The sequence below is a fragment of the Burkholderia sp. 22PA0099 genome (assembly GCF_047497165.1).
Taxonomy (GTDB): Bacteria; Pseudomonadota; Gammaproteobacteria; order Burkholderiales; family Burkholderiaceae; genus Burkholderia.
In genome coordinates this window covers 655,215-669,896 of the sequence record NZ_CP163165.1, presented here as the reverse complement: position 1 = coordinate 669,896, position 14,682 = coordinate 655,215, and the positions used below count along the sequence as shown (strand labels likewise).

Genomic DNA, 14,682 nt, shown 5'->3' with positions numbered 1-14,682 from the left:
CCGATTATGGTCAGGGCGCGTGAAGCCACCCAATCTCCGCTCGGCGTCACGCCGAGCGGCATCGACGTGCTGGATCGCGCCGCGTCGATCCTGTTCGCGTTCCGGCGCGACGAAGCGCCCCTGACATTGACCGAGATCGCCGCCCGCACCGGGCTCTACAAGAGCACCGCGCTGCGGCTGCTCGGCGCGCTTTGCCACCACCGGCTGCTGATGCGCCTCGACGATGGCCGCTACCGGGTCGGCCCCGCCACGCTGGGTCTCGCGGCGATCTACGAATCCACGCTCGACCTGACCGACGTGCTGATGCCGCTGATGCGGCGGCTCAACGAGGAAACCGGCGAATCGGTGTCGTTCCACGTGCGCGACGGCGAGCAGCGCGTCTGCCTGTATCGCATCAGTTCGCGGCACGTGCTGCGCGCCGAGGTCCAGCCCGGCGACATCCTGCCGCTCGAACGCGGCGCAAGCGGGCGCGTGCTGCTGGCGTTCGGGGGCGCGGCCGGCGAACCGTACGACACGGTGCGCCAGTCCTTCCACTACAAGTCGGCCGGCGAGCGCGACCCCGAAACGGCCGGCATCTCGGTGCCGGTGTTCGGCGCGGCGCACGGCCTGACCGGCGCGCTCGGGCTGGTCGGCCCGATCAGCCGCCTGAACGACGCGGCCATGACGCGCTACCTGCCGCTGCTGCTCGGCTATGCGGCGCAGGCCACCAACCGGCTCGGCGGCGACGACGGCCCATTGCTGGCCGCCGCGCAACGCCACGCCGGCACGCAGGACGCCCCCGACACGCCGGCCTGACGACGGCCGCCGCGCGGCCCGCAATGCCCGCCCCCATACGGATGACGAGGAAACCGACACGATGCCTTCATGGTTAAGAGAACTAAGCAAATCGGAGAAGCGCACCTTCTGGGCCTGTTTCAGCGGCTGGGGGCTCGACGCGATGGATACCCAGATGTACGCGCTGACGATCCCGACGCTGATCGCCCTGTGGGGCATGACGCGCGGGCAGGCCGGCATTCTCGGCACCACGGTGCTGATCATGGCGTCGCTCGGCGGCTGGATCGCCGGTGTGCTGTCCGACCGCTACGGGCGCGTGCGCATCCTGCAGATCACCATCGCCTGGTTTTCGCTGTTCACGTTCCTGTCGGCCTTCACCGATTCGTTCTGGCAACTGCTGATCACGCGCAGCCTGCAGGGCATCGGCTTCGGCGGCGAATGGGCGGTGGGCGCGGTGCTGATCAGCGAGACGATCAACCCGAAGCTGCGCGGGCGCGTGGTCGGCGCGCTGCAGGCCGGCTGGGCGATCGGCTACGGCATCGCGGTGCTGCTGACCACGCTGCTGTTCAACACGCTGGCGCCGAACCTGGCGTGGCGTCTGCTGTTCGCGCTCGGCGTGGTGCCGGCGGTGCTGGTGCTGTGGATTCGCCGCAATATCGAGGACGCGCCGGTGTTCGTGCGCGAACAGGGCGGCGCGGCCGGCACCGCGCCGGCCGCGAAGGTCGGCATCTGGGATATCTTCCGCGGGCCGAGCCGCGCCACCACGATCAAGGCGATCCTGCTGACGTTCGGCATCTACGGCGGCAACTACGTGATGATCACCTGGCTGCCGGCCTATCTGAAGATCGTGCTGAACCTGTCGATCAACAACATCGGCGGCTATCTGGCGATCAACATCCTCGGCTCGTTCGCGGGGGCGTTCCTGAACGGCTGGATGGCCGACGCGTTCGGCCGCCGCAAGACCTTCATGATCATCGCGTGCCTGCAGGCGGTGGCGGTCGGCGTCTACACGATGGCGCCGATCAATCTCGCGGCCACGCTGGTGCTCGGCTTCGTGCTCGGCACGCTGCAATCGGGCACCGCCGCCGGCACCGGCGCGTTCCTGGCGGAGCTTTTCCCGACGCGCATTCGTGGCGCCGCGCAAGGGCTGTGCGGCAACGCCGGGCGCGCGATCGGCGCGGTGATGCCGACGCTGGTGGGCGTGGTCAGCCTGCGCACCGGGCTCGGAGCGGCGATGGGCGTGTGCGCCGGCTGCGCCTACCTGATCGTGGTGCTGGCCGCCTGGGTGCTGCCCGAGACGCGCGGGCGCGATCTGGCCACCGTCGAATGATCCGGATTGCAAACTAAAACGGCGTGGCTCAGTGGAACTCGCGGCTCGACGTCCGCAGCCCGCCGAGCAGCGGCGTCAGGTCCTCCAGATACTGCGCGATCAGGTGCCGCACCTCGTTCTCCGCTTGCCACACGCCGTACACGGCCAGCAGCTTCGCATCGAGCACCTCGCGGCGCTGCCGCTCGATCAGTTCGCGCCGCACGATCACGTTGACGCTGCCGGTTTCGTCCTCCAGCGTGACGAACAGCGTGCCCTTCGCCGTGCCCGGCATCTGCCGCGCGGTGACGATGCCGCAGGCGCGCGCGAGCCGCTTGTTGCGGTGCACGCTCAACTCCTCGGCCGACGCCAGCCGCCGCGCGCGCAATGCATCGCGCAGCAACGCCACCGGATGACGGTTCAGCGTCAGGCCGGTGGTGCGGTAGTCGGCCAGGATGTCGTCGGCTTCCGACGGCGCGCCCAACTCCGGCCGCACCGGCTCGTCGATCGGCGCGGCCGCCAGCAGGTCGCGCGACGGCGCGGCCGCCACCGCCTGCCAGAGCGCATCGCGCCGGTTGCCGGCCAGCGTCGCGAACGCGTTCGCGGCGGCCAGCGCTTCGAGATCGCGACGCTCCAGCCGCGCGCGACGCGCGAGGTCATCGACGCTGTCGAACGCGCGCACCGCACGCGCCGCCTCGATGCGTAGCGCCGCCTCCTTGCCCAAGCCCGCCACCAGCGACAAGCCCAGCCGCACCGCCGGGCGGCCCAGCGGCGGGGGCTCGCCGGGCAGGGCTTCGAGCGAGGCGTCCCGGTTGCTGGCCGTCACGTCGATGGGCCGCACCGTGACGCCGTGGCGCTTGGCGTCCTGCACCAGTTGCGCGGGCGGATAGAAGCCCATCGGCTGGCTGTTCAGCAACGCGGCCAGAAAGATCGCCGGCTCGTGGCATTTGAGCCAACTGCTCGCATAGACGAGGATCGCGAAGCTCGCCGCGTGACTCTCCGGGAAACCGTATTCGCCGAAGCCCTTGATCTGCTCGAAGATCCGCTCGGCGAAATCGCGCGGATAGCCGCGCGCGTTCATGCCGTCCACGATGCGTGCGTAATAGTGTTCGAGCCCGCCCTTGCGCTTCCAGGCCGCCATCGCGCGCCTGAGCTGGTCGGCCTCGCCCGGCGTGAAGCCGGCCGCGATGATCGCGATCTGCATCACCTGTTCCTGGAAGATCGGCACGCCCATCGTGCGTTCCAGCGCGGGCTTCAGATCATCCTTCGGATAACTGACTTCCTCGAGGCCTTGCCGCCGCCGCAGGTAAGGGTGCACGGCCCCGCCCTGAATCGGCCCCGGCCGCACGATCGCCACCTCGATCACGAGATCGTAGTATTCCTTCGGCCGCAGCCGGGGCAGCATCGACATCTGCGCGCGCGATTCGATCTGGAACACGCCCACCGTATCGGCGTTCGAGATCATGTCGTAGGTCGGCTGGTCGGGCTCGGGAATATCGTCGATCCCGATTCGCTCGCCGCGCCACGCCTGGATGAAATCGAACGCGCGCCGCAGCGCGGTCAGCATGCCGAGCGCGAGCACGTCGACCTTCATCAGCCCGAGCGCTTCGAGATCGTCCTTGTCCCACTGGATCACGCGCCGCCCTTCCATCGCCGCGTTCTCGATCGGCACGAGCCGCGTGAGCTTGCCGCGGCTGATCACGAAGCCGCCCGAATGCTGCGACAGATGGCGCGGAAAACCGAGCAGCCGCGAGGCCAGCTCCGCCCACGCCCGGATGATCGGCACCTCGGGATCGAGCCCGACCGACGCGAAGCGCGCGAGCAGGTCGTCGCGGCCGTCGAACCAGCGGTGCTCCTTCGCCACGCGCTCGACCAGCATCGGATCGACGCCGAGCGCCTTGCCCGTTTCGCGCAGCGCGCCGCGCGGCCGGTAGGTGGAGACGGCGGCCGCGAGCGCAGCGCGATCCTCGCCGTATTTTTCGTAGATGTACTGAATGACCTCCTCGCGGCGCTCGTGCTCGAAGTCGACGTCGATATCGGGCGGCTCGTCGCGCTCGCGGCTGATGAAGCGCTCGAACAGCGTGGTGCTGCGCGCCGGGTCCACTTCGGTCACGCGCAGGCAATAGCACACCACCGAGTTCGCGGCCGAGCCGCGCCCCTGGCACAAGATCGCCCGGCTTCGCGCGAACTTGACGACGTCGTACACGGTGAGAAAGAACGGTTCGTATTCCTTCTCGATGATCAGATCGAGTTCGTAGCGAATCCGTTGCCTGACCGTATCGGGTACGCCGTCGGGGTAATCCTCTTTCGAATAGCGCGTGCGCGCGCCGTTCCAGACTTCCTGCTCCAGATACGCTGCCGGCGTCATGTTGTCGGGCACGATCTCGAGCGGATATTCGTACTTCAACTCCTTCATGTCGAAGCGGCAGGCCTCGACGATCCGGCAGGTTTCCGCCACCGCCTCGGATGGAAACAGTCGCGCGATCCGGTTGCGCGCGCGCAGGTGCTGCTCGGCATTCGACGCGAGCGCATAGCCGCATTCGCCGACCGGCCGGCCGATGCGGATCGCCGTCATGGTGTCCTGCAGGGGCTTGCACGAACGCGCGTGCATGATCACGTCGCCGAGCGCGACGAGCGGCATCGCGCGCTGCGCGGCAGCGGCCTCGATCGTCTCGCGGTGCACGCCGTCGAGCGCGCGCCCAAGCTGCACCAGCCCGAGCCGCGCCTGCGCGCCGAACACGCGCGCGCACCACGCAAGCTGCGCGTCGAGCACATCGGCGCGCACCGGATACGCGGGCACCAGGATCGCGAAGCAATCGGGCACGCCGCGCAGGTGCGCAAACGGCGGCGGCGGCGCGGCCAGCATGCGCGGCGTCAGCGTGTAGCTGCCCTTCTTCGGCGATTCCATGCGCCGCCACGAAATCAGCTCGGCCAGGTTGCCGTAGCCCTCGCGGTTGCGCGCGAGCAGCACCAGCCCGAACGCGCCCGGGCCGGGGTCGCCGCCCGGCGCGACCGCGTCGGCCGTCACCTCGAAATACGCACCGATCACGAGCGGCAGGCCGAGCGCCTTGGCGGCGACGTGCATGCGCGGCGCGCCGGCCAGCGAGCATTCATCGGTGATGGCGATGCCGCGATAGCCGAGCTTCAGCGCGCGCTCGACCAGCTCGTCGGCCGACGACGCGCCGGTCAGGAACGAGAAATTCGAGCGGCAGAACAGCTCCGCGTAATCGGGCAGGGGCAGCGCGGCCGAGGTCGCCATCGCGTCACCCGAACAGGCCGTGCAGGAACCAGCGCAGCTCGCCGCCCTCTGCGGCCTTGTAGATCCAGTAGCAGGCGCCGTCCTCGTCCTGCGCGACGTGATAGTCGCGCTCGACGTTGCTGCCGTCGAACCAGCCGCCCTCGATGCGCTCGTGCGTCGACATCAGGCGCAGCGGCCCGCGATAGCAGGGCCGGTTCTCGCGCATCGCCAGCGCCACCGGTTCGGCCAGCAGCCAGGCCGGGCGCGGTGCGGCGGCCGGCGCGTCGGGCATGGCGGGCACGCCGCCGCGCCTGGCCGGCATATGCAGCGGCAGCCAGCGGTTCGCCGCTTCGGGCCGGTAATCGGCCGACGGCGCGGCGCGCAACACGTTGTCCGCGCCGAGCCGCGCGCCCAGCAGTTCGACCAGCCGCGCGCGTTCCTCGTGCGTGCGGCCCGGCTCGGGAAACAGATCGACGGGCGGCGGCGCAACCGCCTCGACGCGCGTCGCCACGAGCCGCACCGCGATCACCGCGGCCGGCAGCGCGATGCGCGCGAGCCGCTCGCCGAGCACGCGCAGGCAGTGGGTTTCGTCGCGCGTCGGTTCGGCGAACGCCAGCGCGATCGCGGTGGGCGGCACGGCGGCGCGGCCACGCTCGTGATCGAGATCGAGGCGCAGCGCCGACAGCGACAACTGCCGCGCGGACAGCCAGCCGCCAAGCTGCGCGACGAGCCGGCGCGCGACGAACAGCACCGCCTCGGCATGCTCGACGCGCTCGGGCAGTTCGAGCCGCACATCGAATTCGGGGGGAATCGGCAGCCACGCGAACGGCTCGGGCAGCTCGCCATAGGCGCGATCGAGCGCGGCCAGCAGTTCGGGGCCGCAGCGGCGTTGCAGGCCCGCGCGCGGCAACCGGCGCAGGTCGGCCAGCACCGTGCAGCCGAGCCCGTCGAACCAGCCGGCATACGGGCGCGCGGCCGGCATCAGCACGCACGGCAGCGCATCGAGCACGCGTTGCAGCGACGCATGGCGCGCCACCCGCCGGCTGATGGCGCGCCGCCAGGCGCGCGCCATCAGCCATGCACCACGGCCGGTGGGCGCGGCGCTCACACGCGCCGCATAACCGAGCGCCTCGAGCGAGGCGCGCACCTGGCGGCACAACGACGGCAGGCCGCCGAACAGGCGCAGGCTCGGGCCGACATCGACGATCAGCGTCGCTTCCTCGTCGAGCGCGACCGACGGCGAGAAGCGCAGCAGCGCGAGCGCGACCGCGCGCAACGCGTCGGCCTCGCGGGCCGGATCGCGCTCCACCATGCGCGTGTCGGGCGCGAGCGTCAGCACGCCGCCGCGCTTCATGCCGGCACGCACGCCGCGCGCACGCGCCGCCGCATCGGCCAGCAGCACCACGCCCTGTTCGAGCACGGCGCGGCCGGCCTCATCCTCGGACGGCGGCGCGCACACGTCGAGCGACAGGCGCGGCAGATGGATGCCGAGCAAGACGCGCATAACGTCCCTCCACGATCGGCGACGGCAGCGCCAGTTCGAGCGGTGCGGCGCTGGCCGGCCCGCGCCGCTTGACGATTTCGACCGTCACGCCCGCCGGCGAAGGATGCACCGCCAGCCGCAGCACGGCCGGCGACGGCTGCTGCGCGGCCGCGAGCGGGCGCAGCATGACGAACAGCGTGTCGCCCGCGCGCGCGGCCGCCAGATGCAGGCGGCGCAGCACGTCGGCCGGCGCGGCCTCCATTTGCCAGAACAGCAGCGCGCCACAGCATCCGGCCTTCAGCGTTTGTTCGGCTGTCCACAGGGCGTCGCGCCGATTGCCTGTGCGCAACCACAGCAGGGCATCGAGCGGCACGCCGAGCGCGGCGAGCGCCGCCGCGTGCGGCGGATGCGGCGGCGCGACCAGGGCCAGCGGCCGCCGCTCGGCCACCGTGCCGGCCAGCCCCGGCGCGAGCAGACGCATCTCGCCGCAGCCCGCATGCGGCACAAGCAGCTCGACGAGCGCGCCGACCGGCCAGCCGCCGCCCGGCAGCTCGGCCGACAGCGCCGGATAGCCGGTGCCGACCGTGCGCGCGCCGCCCCGGGCGAGCTGGGAGCCGCGCCAGAGCGAAGGATGCAGCGATTCGAGGGGAACGGAGGCGGACGACATTGGGCAGACGGGCAGGCGGTGTGAAGCCGACAATAACTGTATATTTATACAGTATATGAGAAGCCGTCCGGCGACGCATGATTTTCGAGAAACAATTTCAGGGGCCGGAAGCGGTATCGAAAACCGTATCGCCAACCGGCGCCGTAAACGACGAAAGGCCCCGCAGGGCCTTTCGGTCAAACCAGGGAAACGCGGCGGTCGCTCAGAACGACGGCACCATCGAACCCTTGAATTCCTTGAGGATATAGGCGCGCACTTCCGGCGACTGGTAAGCCGCCACGAGCTTCTTCACCCACGGCTGGTTCTTGTCCTGCGCGCGCACGGCGATCAGGTTCGCGTACGGGCTGGTCAGCGATTCGAGCGCGATCGCATCCTTGGTCGGTTGCAGGTTCGCGGCGATCGCGTAGTTCGTGTTGATCACGGCCGCATCCACATCGCCGAGCACGCGCGGCAGTTGCGCCGCATCGAGTTCGGTCAGCTTCAGCTTCTTCGGGTTGCTCGTCACGTCGAGCACCGTCGCGTTGTTGCCGCCGGTAGCCGCACCGGCCTTCAGCTTGATCACGCCTTGCGATTGCAGCAGCAGCAGCGCGCGGTTCTCGTTCGACGGATCGTTCGGCACCGCGACCTTCGCGCCTTCCGGCAGGTCCTTCAGCGATTTGAACTTCTTCGAGTAGACGCCGATCGGCGAGATGTAGGTCAGGCCCGCGCTGACGAGCTTGTAGCCGCGCTGCTTCACCTGGCTGTCGAGGTAGGGCTGGTGCTGGAAGCTGTTGGCGTCGAGATCGCCCGAATCGAGCGCCGCGTTCGGCTGCACGTAATCGTTGAATTCGATGACCTTCACGTTCAGGCCTTGCTTCTCCTTCGCGACCTTCTGCACGACTTGCCAGACCTGCGCATCGGGGCCTGCGACCGTGCCGACCTTGATCACCTTGTCCTGCGCCTGCGCGCCGAACGACACACCCAGGGCCGCGCTGGCGGCGACGGCGGATACCACTTTCAGGAGATTGCGACGCTTCATCATTTGTTGTTCTCGCTTGCTGTATTGCTGTTGCTTTACCGGATATGAGCAGCGCGGCTCGTGGCCGCCCGCCCGTCAAGGATGCGAATGGTGTCACAGGATTCGCGCCAAGTGAAATACATCCCGCTCATATGGGTATGCCTGGCGGCGCGAATCCATGCTGCGAATCGTCGCAGCGAATCGACGCGCGACGCACGGGCCTCGAAGCGGCTGTGCTACAAAGCAGATCGGCGCGGCGCACAGGCCGCCGCCCTCCCGGACAGGACCCCGAATGTACGTCATCGATTTCCACTACACGGCCTCGCGCGATCGCATCGACGCGGCGCTCGACCGGCATCGCGCCCATCTGCAGATTCATTTCGACAGTGGCGTGTTCATCGCCTCGGGGCCGAAGGTGCCGCGCGACGGCGGCGTGATTCTCGCGGCGCGCATCGAACGCGAACGGCTCGACGCGATCCTCGCCGAAGATCCGTTCGTACTGGAGGGGCTCGTGACCTACACCGTCACCGAATTCAGGACCACCCGCGTGGCGGCGGGGCTGAACCTGCCGGCGCTGCCCTGAGCGCGCGCCGGCCGCCGCCGCGCACTCAGCCGAGCAGCAGCTTCAGGTCGTGCACCCACGGCCCCGCGCCCTGCCCGTCGCGCACGAACAGGCGCAGCTTGCCGTCGGGATCGAACACGTAGCTGGCCGCGGTGTGGTCCATCGTGTAGCTGCCGGGCGTCTTGCCCGGTGACTTCGCGTAGTAGATGCGGAACGCCTTCGCGACCTGCTTCAGTTGCGTATCGTCGGCCGGCCGCAGCGCGACGAACGACGGGTCGAACGCGGCCACGTATTGCGCGAGCAGCGCGGCCGTATCGCGCTCGGGATCGACGCTCACGAGCAGCACCTGCACGCGTCTGGCATCGGGCCCAAGCGTCTGCATCGCCTGCGCCAGGTCGGCCATCGTGGTCGGGCAAATATCGGGGCAATGCGTGTAGCCGAACACCAGCACCACCGCGCGGCCCTTGAAATCGGCCAGCGTGCGCATCTTGCCGGCCGTATCCGGCAACGCGAAATCCTTGCCGAACTGCGTATTGCCGGTGATGTCGAGATTCTGGAAGGCGGGTTGCGGCTGGCAGCCCGCGAGGCCGGCGGCCGCGCTGCCCGCCAGCAGGCAGGTTGCGGCGGCGGCAAGCAGGCGGCGCCGCCGCGCGAAGCGGGAAGGCGACGTCACGTGGCGCTCAGAAACCGAGAGCCGGACGCGCGTAGTGGTCGATCAGCAGCGCCGCGAACAGCAGCGACAGATACACGATCGAATAGCGGAAGGCGCGGCGCGCGAGTTCATCGGAGTAATCGACGTAGACCTTCCACGCATAGGCGAGGAACACCGCGCCGAGCACCACCGCACTGGCCAGATAGACCACGCCGCTCATGCCCGAGATGAACGGCATCATCGTCACGACGAACAGGATCACCGTGTAGAGCAGGATATGCAGGCGCGTGAACTTCGAGCCGTGCGTGACCGGCAGCATCGGCAGGCCCGATTGTTCGTAATCCTTGACGCGATAGAGCGCGAGCACCCAGAAGTGCGGCGGCGTCCAGACGAAGATGATCAGCACGAGGATCCACGCGTCGCCGGGGACGCTGCCCGTGACGGCGGCCCAGCCGAGCGCCGGCGGCATCGCGCCCGAGGCGCCGCCGATCACGATGTTCTGCGGCGTGGCCGGCTTGAGCAGCAGCGTGTAGATGACCGCGTAGCCGACAAACGTGGCGATCGTCAGCCACATCGTCAGTGCGTTGGTGAACGTGTAGAGCGTCCAGGCACCGGCGCCGCCGAGCACCGCGGAGAACGCGAGGATCTGCGGCGAGGTGATCTCGCCGCGCGCCGACGGCCGCCAGGCGGTGCGGCGCATCTTCGCGTCGATCTTCTGCTCGACGAGGCAATTGATGGCGAACGCGCCGCCGGCCAGCAGCCAGATGCCGATGGTGCCGCCGATCAGCACGCGCAACGGCACCATGCCGGGCGTGGCGAGGAACATCCCGATGACCGCGCAGAACACGGCAAGCTGGGTGACACGCGGCTTCGTCAGCGCGAAATACTGAGACAGGCGGCTGCCGGGGGACTGGGAAAGCGAGGATTCCATGGGCGCTTGGCGTCGTCAGGCGCGCGCGATGTCGCGCGTGGGGAGCGCGACGCGGCTGGAGCGACTTGAAAGGATTCGAAAGTTTAACATGATCAGCAACAGCAACAGGATCGCTGCCCCGCCGTTGTGGGCGACGGCGACGGGCAGCGGCCACTGCAGCACGATATTGGTCAGCCCCGTCACGAACTGGATCGCGACCACCAGCAGCACGCCGTCGGCGGGCCGCCGCAGCGACGCATAGCGGCGCATGCGCCACGCGAACACCACCAGGAACGCGATCACGACGAACGCGAACGTGCGGTGGGTCCAGTGGATCGCCACCAGTGCGTCCTGCGTGATCGCCTCGCCGTTGCCGGCCATGCCGAGCGCGCGCCACAGATGGAAGCCGTGCGCGAAATCCATCGGCGGGACCCACTGGCCGTTGCAGGTCGGGAAATCGGTGCAGGCGAGCACCGCGTAATTGGTGCTGACCCAGCCGCCCAGCGCGATCTGCACGACCAGCAGCAGCAGCGCCGCGAGCGCCGCGGCGCGATGGCGGCCCGCGTCCGGGTCGTACGCCGGCAGCGGCGTCATGCGCGCCGCGAGCCAGCCGAGCGAACCGAGCAGGGTCAGGCCGAGCAGCAGGTGGATCGTCACGATCACGGGTTGCAGCTTCATCGTTACCGTCCAGGCGCCGAACGCGCCCTGCACGAGGATCAGCAGCAGCAGGCCGGTGGGCCACCACGGCGACACCGACAACGGCCGGCGCCGCGCGCGCGCCACCCAGGCGATCAGCACCTGCGCGATGATCAGCACGCCGATCGCCATCGCGAAATAGCGGTGGATCATCTCGATCCAGGCCTTCGACATGCTGACCGGCCCCGACGGCATCGCCAGATGCGCGGCCGAGATCGCCGCGTGCGCAATGAACGGCGACGAGGTGCCGTAGCAGCCGGGCCAGTCGGGGCAGCCGAGGCCCGAATCGGTCAGGCGCGTGAAGCCGCCGAACATCACGAGATCGAGCGTGAAGAAGGTCGTCATCCAGACGAGCTTGCGGAACTTGTCGTCGTCGGCCTTCACCCACACATAGGACAGGGGCAGAAGCGCGATCGTCAGGCCGATCAGGCCGAGTTGCAGTAGGTACATCCAGAATTCTCGTTGCGCCGCACAGCGTGGCCCGGCCTCAACCGATGCTCGACCACTTGAGCAGCTTCGTCACGTCGTTCTTGATCTTGCTGGGGTCGGGATCCTTCGGGAACCGCATCATCAGGTTGCCGCTCGGGTCGACCAGATAGATGTGATCCGTGGCGTGCGTGCCGGCATCGGCGGGCAGCCAGGCCTCGACCGCGGCGGGATCGACGACGAAGCGCCGCGTGTCCGGATAGGCCGACAGGAACTTTGCGTCGACGGGCACGGCATCGCTGCGCAGCCAGACCGGGACGATCCGCTGCCGCTCGCCGCCTTGCGTCGCGCGCACCTGCCGCATGAAGTACAGTTTCCGGGCGCACGCATCATCGCACAAACCACCGTTTTCCATCACCAGCAGCCAGACGCCGCGCAGCGACGCGAGCGGCACCGTGCGGCCGGTTTCGTCGGTCGCCGTCAGGCCGGCCGGGATCGGCCGCTGCGGCGAGATCAACGTGCCGTAGTTGGTGGAACCGCCACGGGGCTTGACGACGTAGTACGTGAAATAGGATGCGATGACCGGCGCGGCGCAGATCAGGAACAGCGCGAGCAGCACCCAGCGGCCGCGCCGCCACGAGCCATTCTGCGACGATGTGCCGCGCCCGGTTTGGGCCGGCGCCGGGCGGGAAGACGGGGTCGACACGGCATCGTTCTCCATACGAATCTCATTCGAAGTGCGACGCGACGCGCCGCCCGGTTCTGCTTCAGGTATCTCGAGCCACGCCTGAGGCAGTCTTGCGGGCCGCACGCCGCGCGGCATACAGGCCCGCCACGGCGGCAGCCGCCGCCATCGCCCACCACTGCACCATGTAGCCGTAGTTGCGGCCGACATCCTGCGTCGGCTGCGGCCAGTCGCGCACCAGGCCGTCGTCGCCGTGGCTGGTCTGCTGGATCACGTAAGGCAGCAACGGCAGCCCTGTTTCGCGCGCGAACTCGGCCACGTCGAGGTTCTGCCGGATCGGCTGATGCGCGGCCGAGCCACCGCTGCCGAGCTCGAACGCACGCGACGCATCGGCGCGCGCGATACCCTCGATCGTCACCTCGCCCGGCGGTGTCGCGAACGGCGCGATCGTCGTGCGTTCGGCCAGATTGCGCGGCAACCAGCCACGGTTGACGAGCACGTAGGCGCCGTCGGCGAGCCGCATCGGCATCACCACATAGAAGCCGGGCTGATCGCGGTACGCGCGATTGTCGAGAAACACGGCGTCGGCCGCAATCAGGCGCCCGGTCGCACGCACGCGATGAAACTCCACCGCCTGCAGCGTCACCGGCGCAGCGCCCGCGACGAACGGCGCCGCATGTTCATAACGCGTCACGTTCGCTTCCAGCGCTTCCTTCTGATGCGCACGATCGCGTTGCCAGAAGCCGAGCCGCACGGTCAGCGCAATCACCGCGAGAATCAGCAGCGCGGGCAGCCAATGCAGCTTCATCTTCGGACTCCAGAACATTCGCATCCGCTGGAGCGAAGTGCGATAATCGTCCGGTCGTCGACGAACCGCCGGTCAACGGTAAGTGCCATGCACATCCTCGTTCCCATCGCGTTTGCGCTGATCCTCGCAAGCCTCGCGTCAGCCCTCTATTTCATGATGCACGACCGTGGCCACACCAAGCGCATGGTCTGGTCGCTCGCCACGCGCGTCGGGCTGTCGATCTCGCTGTTCCTGTTCATCCTGTTTGCAAACTGGATGGGCTGGATTCACTCGACCGGCATCCCGATGGGCCGCTGAAGCCGGCCCGCCCACGCCTCGCGCTTACGACAGCCAGTACACCACCACGTACAGGCCGAGCCACACCACGTCCACGAAGTGCCAGTACCACGCCGCGCCTTCGAACGCGAAGTGGTGATCGGCCGTGAAGTGCCCGCGCAGCATCCGCACCAGCACCACCGTCAGCATCGTGCCGCCGAGGAACACGTGGAAGCCGTGGAAGCCCGTCAGCAGGAAGAACGTCGAACCGTAAACCCCCGAGGCCAGCGTCAGATTCAGCTCGTGGTACGCATGAAAATATTCGAAGCCCTGCAGAAACAGGAACGAGACGCCGAGCACGATGGTGGCGGCCAGCCAGGCGATCGCCTTGCGGCGGTGATCCTCGCGCAGCGCGTGGTGCGACACCGTCAGCGTCGCGCCCGAGGTCAGCAGCAGCGCGGTATTGATGGTCGGCACCGGCCACGGCCCCATGGTGCGGAAGTGCCCGGCCAGCGCGGCCGGCCCCTCGTTCGGCCATACCGCGCTGAAGTCCGGCCAGATCAGCCGGTAATCGAGGCTGCCGAGCTGATGCATCGCGATCTCGCGCGCATAGAACAGCGCGCCGAAGAACGCGCCGAAGAACATCACCTCGGAGAAGATGAACCAGCTCATGCTCCAGCGGTACGACTTGTCGACGCGCTGGCCGTACATGCCGCCCTCCGATTCGGAGATCGCATCGCCGAACCAGTGATAGAGCACGAACAGCACCCACAGCAGGCCGAGCACCACCGTGATCGGCGCCCATCCGTGGCCGTTGATCCAGAGCGCCAGCGAACCGAGCATGACGAGCAGGCCGAGCGCCGCGCTGATCGGATATTGCGACGGATGCGGCACGAAATAGTAAGGGCTTTCGTTATGAGCGCTCATGCTTGATTCTCCACTTCAGTCCAGTTGAGTCCGGATCACCCGGACCGCCGCGCGAGCGCAACGCCTCGCGCCGTTGTTCCTGCCGCTACCCCACCACCGCCCGCACGATCAGCAACAACACGCCGATGAACAGCGCCGCCGCGACCAGTGCGACCAGCAGCACATGCAGCGGATTCAGCGATTGCGCGTCCGCCTCCAGATCGCTGCGCTTGCGCACGCCGAAGAACGACCACAACACCGCCTTGAACGTCTTGCCGATCGAGCCTTGTGCCATGACCTCTCCCGCCTGCATTGCA

General features: G+C 68.6%; 15 protein-coding genes. 4 read left to right on the top strand and 11 right to left on the bottom strand.

Going from position 1 to position 14,682, the window contains the following annotated elements; all coding sequences use genetic code 11:
• The first annotated feature begins 6 nt into the window (after positions 1-6).
• The gene (locus tag AB4851_RS18275; protein WP_414450952.1) at positions 7-795 is read left to right on the top strand and encodes an IclR family transcriptional regulator; all 789 of its coding nucleotides are present in this window, start codon (positions 7-9) and stop codon (positions 793-795) included.
• A gap of 61 nt (positions 796-856) precedes the next feature.
• Positions 857-2,104 (top strand): MFS transporter, encoded by a 1,248-nt coding sequence (locus AB4851_RS18270; RefSeq protein WP_414443140.1) that lies wholly within the window; start codon positions 857-859, stop codon positions 2,102-2,104.
• Positions 2,105-2,132: 28 nt separating this feature from the next.
• Here AB4851_RS18270 and AB4851_RS18265 read toward each other — a convergent pair whose 3' ends face one another.
• The 4 genes from AB4851_RS18265 to AB4851_RS18250 form a co-directional block, all read right to left on the bottom strand.
• Positions 2,133-5,339, bottom strand: coding sequence for an error-prone DNA polymerase (locus AB4851_RS18265; RefSeq protein WP_414450951.1), 3,207 nt, complete (start codon positions 5,337-5,339; stop codon positions 2,133-2,135).
• A 4-nt stretch (positions 5,340-5,343) separates the two neighbouring features.
• Positions 5,344-6,822, bottom strand: a complete 1,479-nt coding sequence (locus AB4851_RS18260) for a Y-family DNA polymerase (protein WP_414450950.1) — start codon at positions 6,820-6,822, stop codon at positions 5,344-5,346.
• Positions 6,752-7,468 (bottom strand): translesion DNA synthesis-associated protein ImuA, encoded by a 717-nt coding sequence (gene imuA / locus AB4851_RS18255; protein ID WP_414450949.1) that lies wholly within the window; start codon positions 7,466-7,468, stop codon positions 6,752-6,754. The genes AB4851_RS18260 and imuA overlap by 71 nt, the downstream gene beginning before the upstream one ends.
• A 202-nt stretch (positions 7,469-7,670) precedes the next feature.
• Positions 7,671-8,486 (bottom strand): MetQ/NlpA family ABC transporter substrate-binding protein, encoded by an 816-nt coding sequence (locus AB4851_RS18250; RefSeq protein ID WP_414451884.1) that lies wholly within the window; start codon positions 8,484-8,486, stop codon positions 7,671-7,673.
• Positions 8,487-8,757: 271 nt separating this feature from the next.
• On the opposite strand from AB4851_RS18250, the gene AB4851_RS18245 reads away from it, so the two are divergent.
• Positions 8,758-9,048, top strand: a complete 291-nt coding sequence (locus AB4851_RS18245) for a YciI family protein (RefSeq protein ID WP_414450948.1) — start codon at positions 8,758-8,760, stop codon at positions 9,046-9,048.
• A gap of 25 nt (positions 9,049-9,073) precedes the next feature.
• Here AB4851_RS18245 and AB4851_RS18240 read toward each other — a convergent pair whose 3' ends face one another.
• The 5 genes from AB4851_RS18240 to AB4851_RS18220 are packed head-to-tail and all read right to left on the bottom strand — an operon-like array spanning position 9,074 to position 13,204.
• Positions 9,074-9,700, bottom strand: a complete 627-nt coding sequence (locus AB4851_RS18240) for an SCO family protein (RefSeq protein WP_414450947.1) — start codon at positions 9,698-9,700, stop codon at positions 9,074-9,076.
• A 7-nt stretch (positions 9,701-9,707) separates the two neighbouring features.
• Positions 9,708-10,610, bottom strand: a complete 903-nt coding sequence (gene cyoE, locus AB4851_RS18235) for a heme o synthase (RefSeq protein WP_414443146.1) — start codon at positions 10,608-10,610, stop codon at positions 9,708-9,710.
• A gap of 15 nt (positions 10,611-10,625) precedes the next feature.
• Positions 10,626-11,735: a COX15/CtaA family protein gene (locus AB4851_RS18230; protein ID WP_414450946.1), complete on the bottom strand. Its 1,110-nt coding sequence runs from the start codon at positions 11,733-11,735 to the stop codon at positions 10,626-10,628.
• A 37-nt stretch (positions 11,736-11,772) separates the two neighbouring features.
• Positions 11,773-12,432 (bottom strand): SCO family protein, encoded by a 660-nt coding sequence (locus AB4851_RS18225; RefSeq protein WP_414451883.1) that lies wholly within the window; start codon positions 12,430-12,432, stop codon positions 11,773-11,775.
• Positions 12,433-12,478: 46 nt separating this feature from the next.
• Positions 12,479-13,204: an SURF1 family protein gene (locus AB4851_RS18220; protein WP_414450945.1), complete on the bottom strand. Its 726-nt coding sequence runs from the start codon at positions 13,202-13,204 to the stop codon at positions 12,479-12,481.
• Positions 13,205-13,291: 87 nt separating this feature from the next.
• Here AB4851_RS18220 and AB4851_RS18215 point away from each other — a divergent pair, with 87 nt between their 5' ends.
• Positions 13,292-13,501, top strand: coding sequence for a twin transmembrane helix small protein (locus AB4851_RS18215; protein WP_206129766.1), 210 nt, complete (start codon positions 13,292-13,294; stop codon positions 13,499-13,501).
• A 24-nt stretch (positions 13,502-13,525) separates the two neighbouring features.
• Here AB4851_RS18215 and AB4851_RS18210 read toward each other — a convergent pair whose 3' ends face one another.
• Together AB4851_RS18210 and AB4851_RS18205 are read right to left on the bottom strand one after the other, a co-directional pair.
• On the bottom strand, positions 13,526-14,386 hold the full coding sequence (locus AB4851_RS18210; protein WP_414443150.1) for a cytochrome c oxidase subunit 3: 861 nt from the start codon (positions 14,384-14,386) through the stop codon (positions 13,526-13,528).
• An 85-nt stretch (positions 14,387-14,471) separates the two neighbouring features.
• On the bottom strand, positions 14,472-14,660 hold the full coding sequence (locus tag AB4851_RS18205) for a DUF2970 domain-containing protein (RefSeq protein WP_414450944.1): 189 nt from the start codon (positions 14,658-14,660) through the stop codon (positions 14,472-14,474).
• Positions 14,661-14,682: the final 22 nt, after the last annotated feature.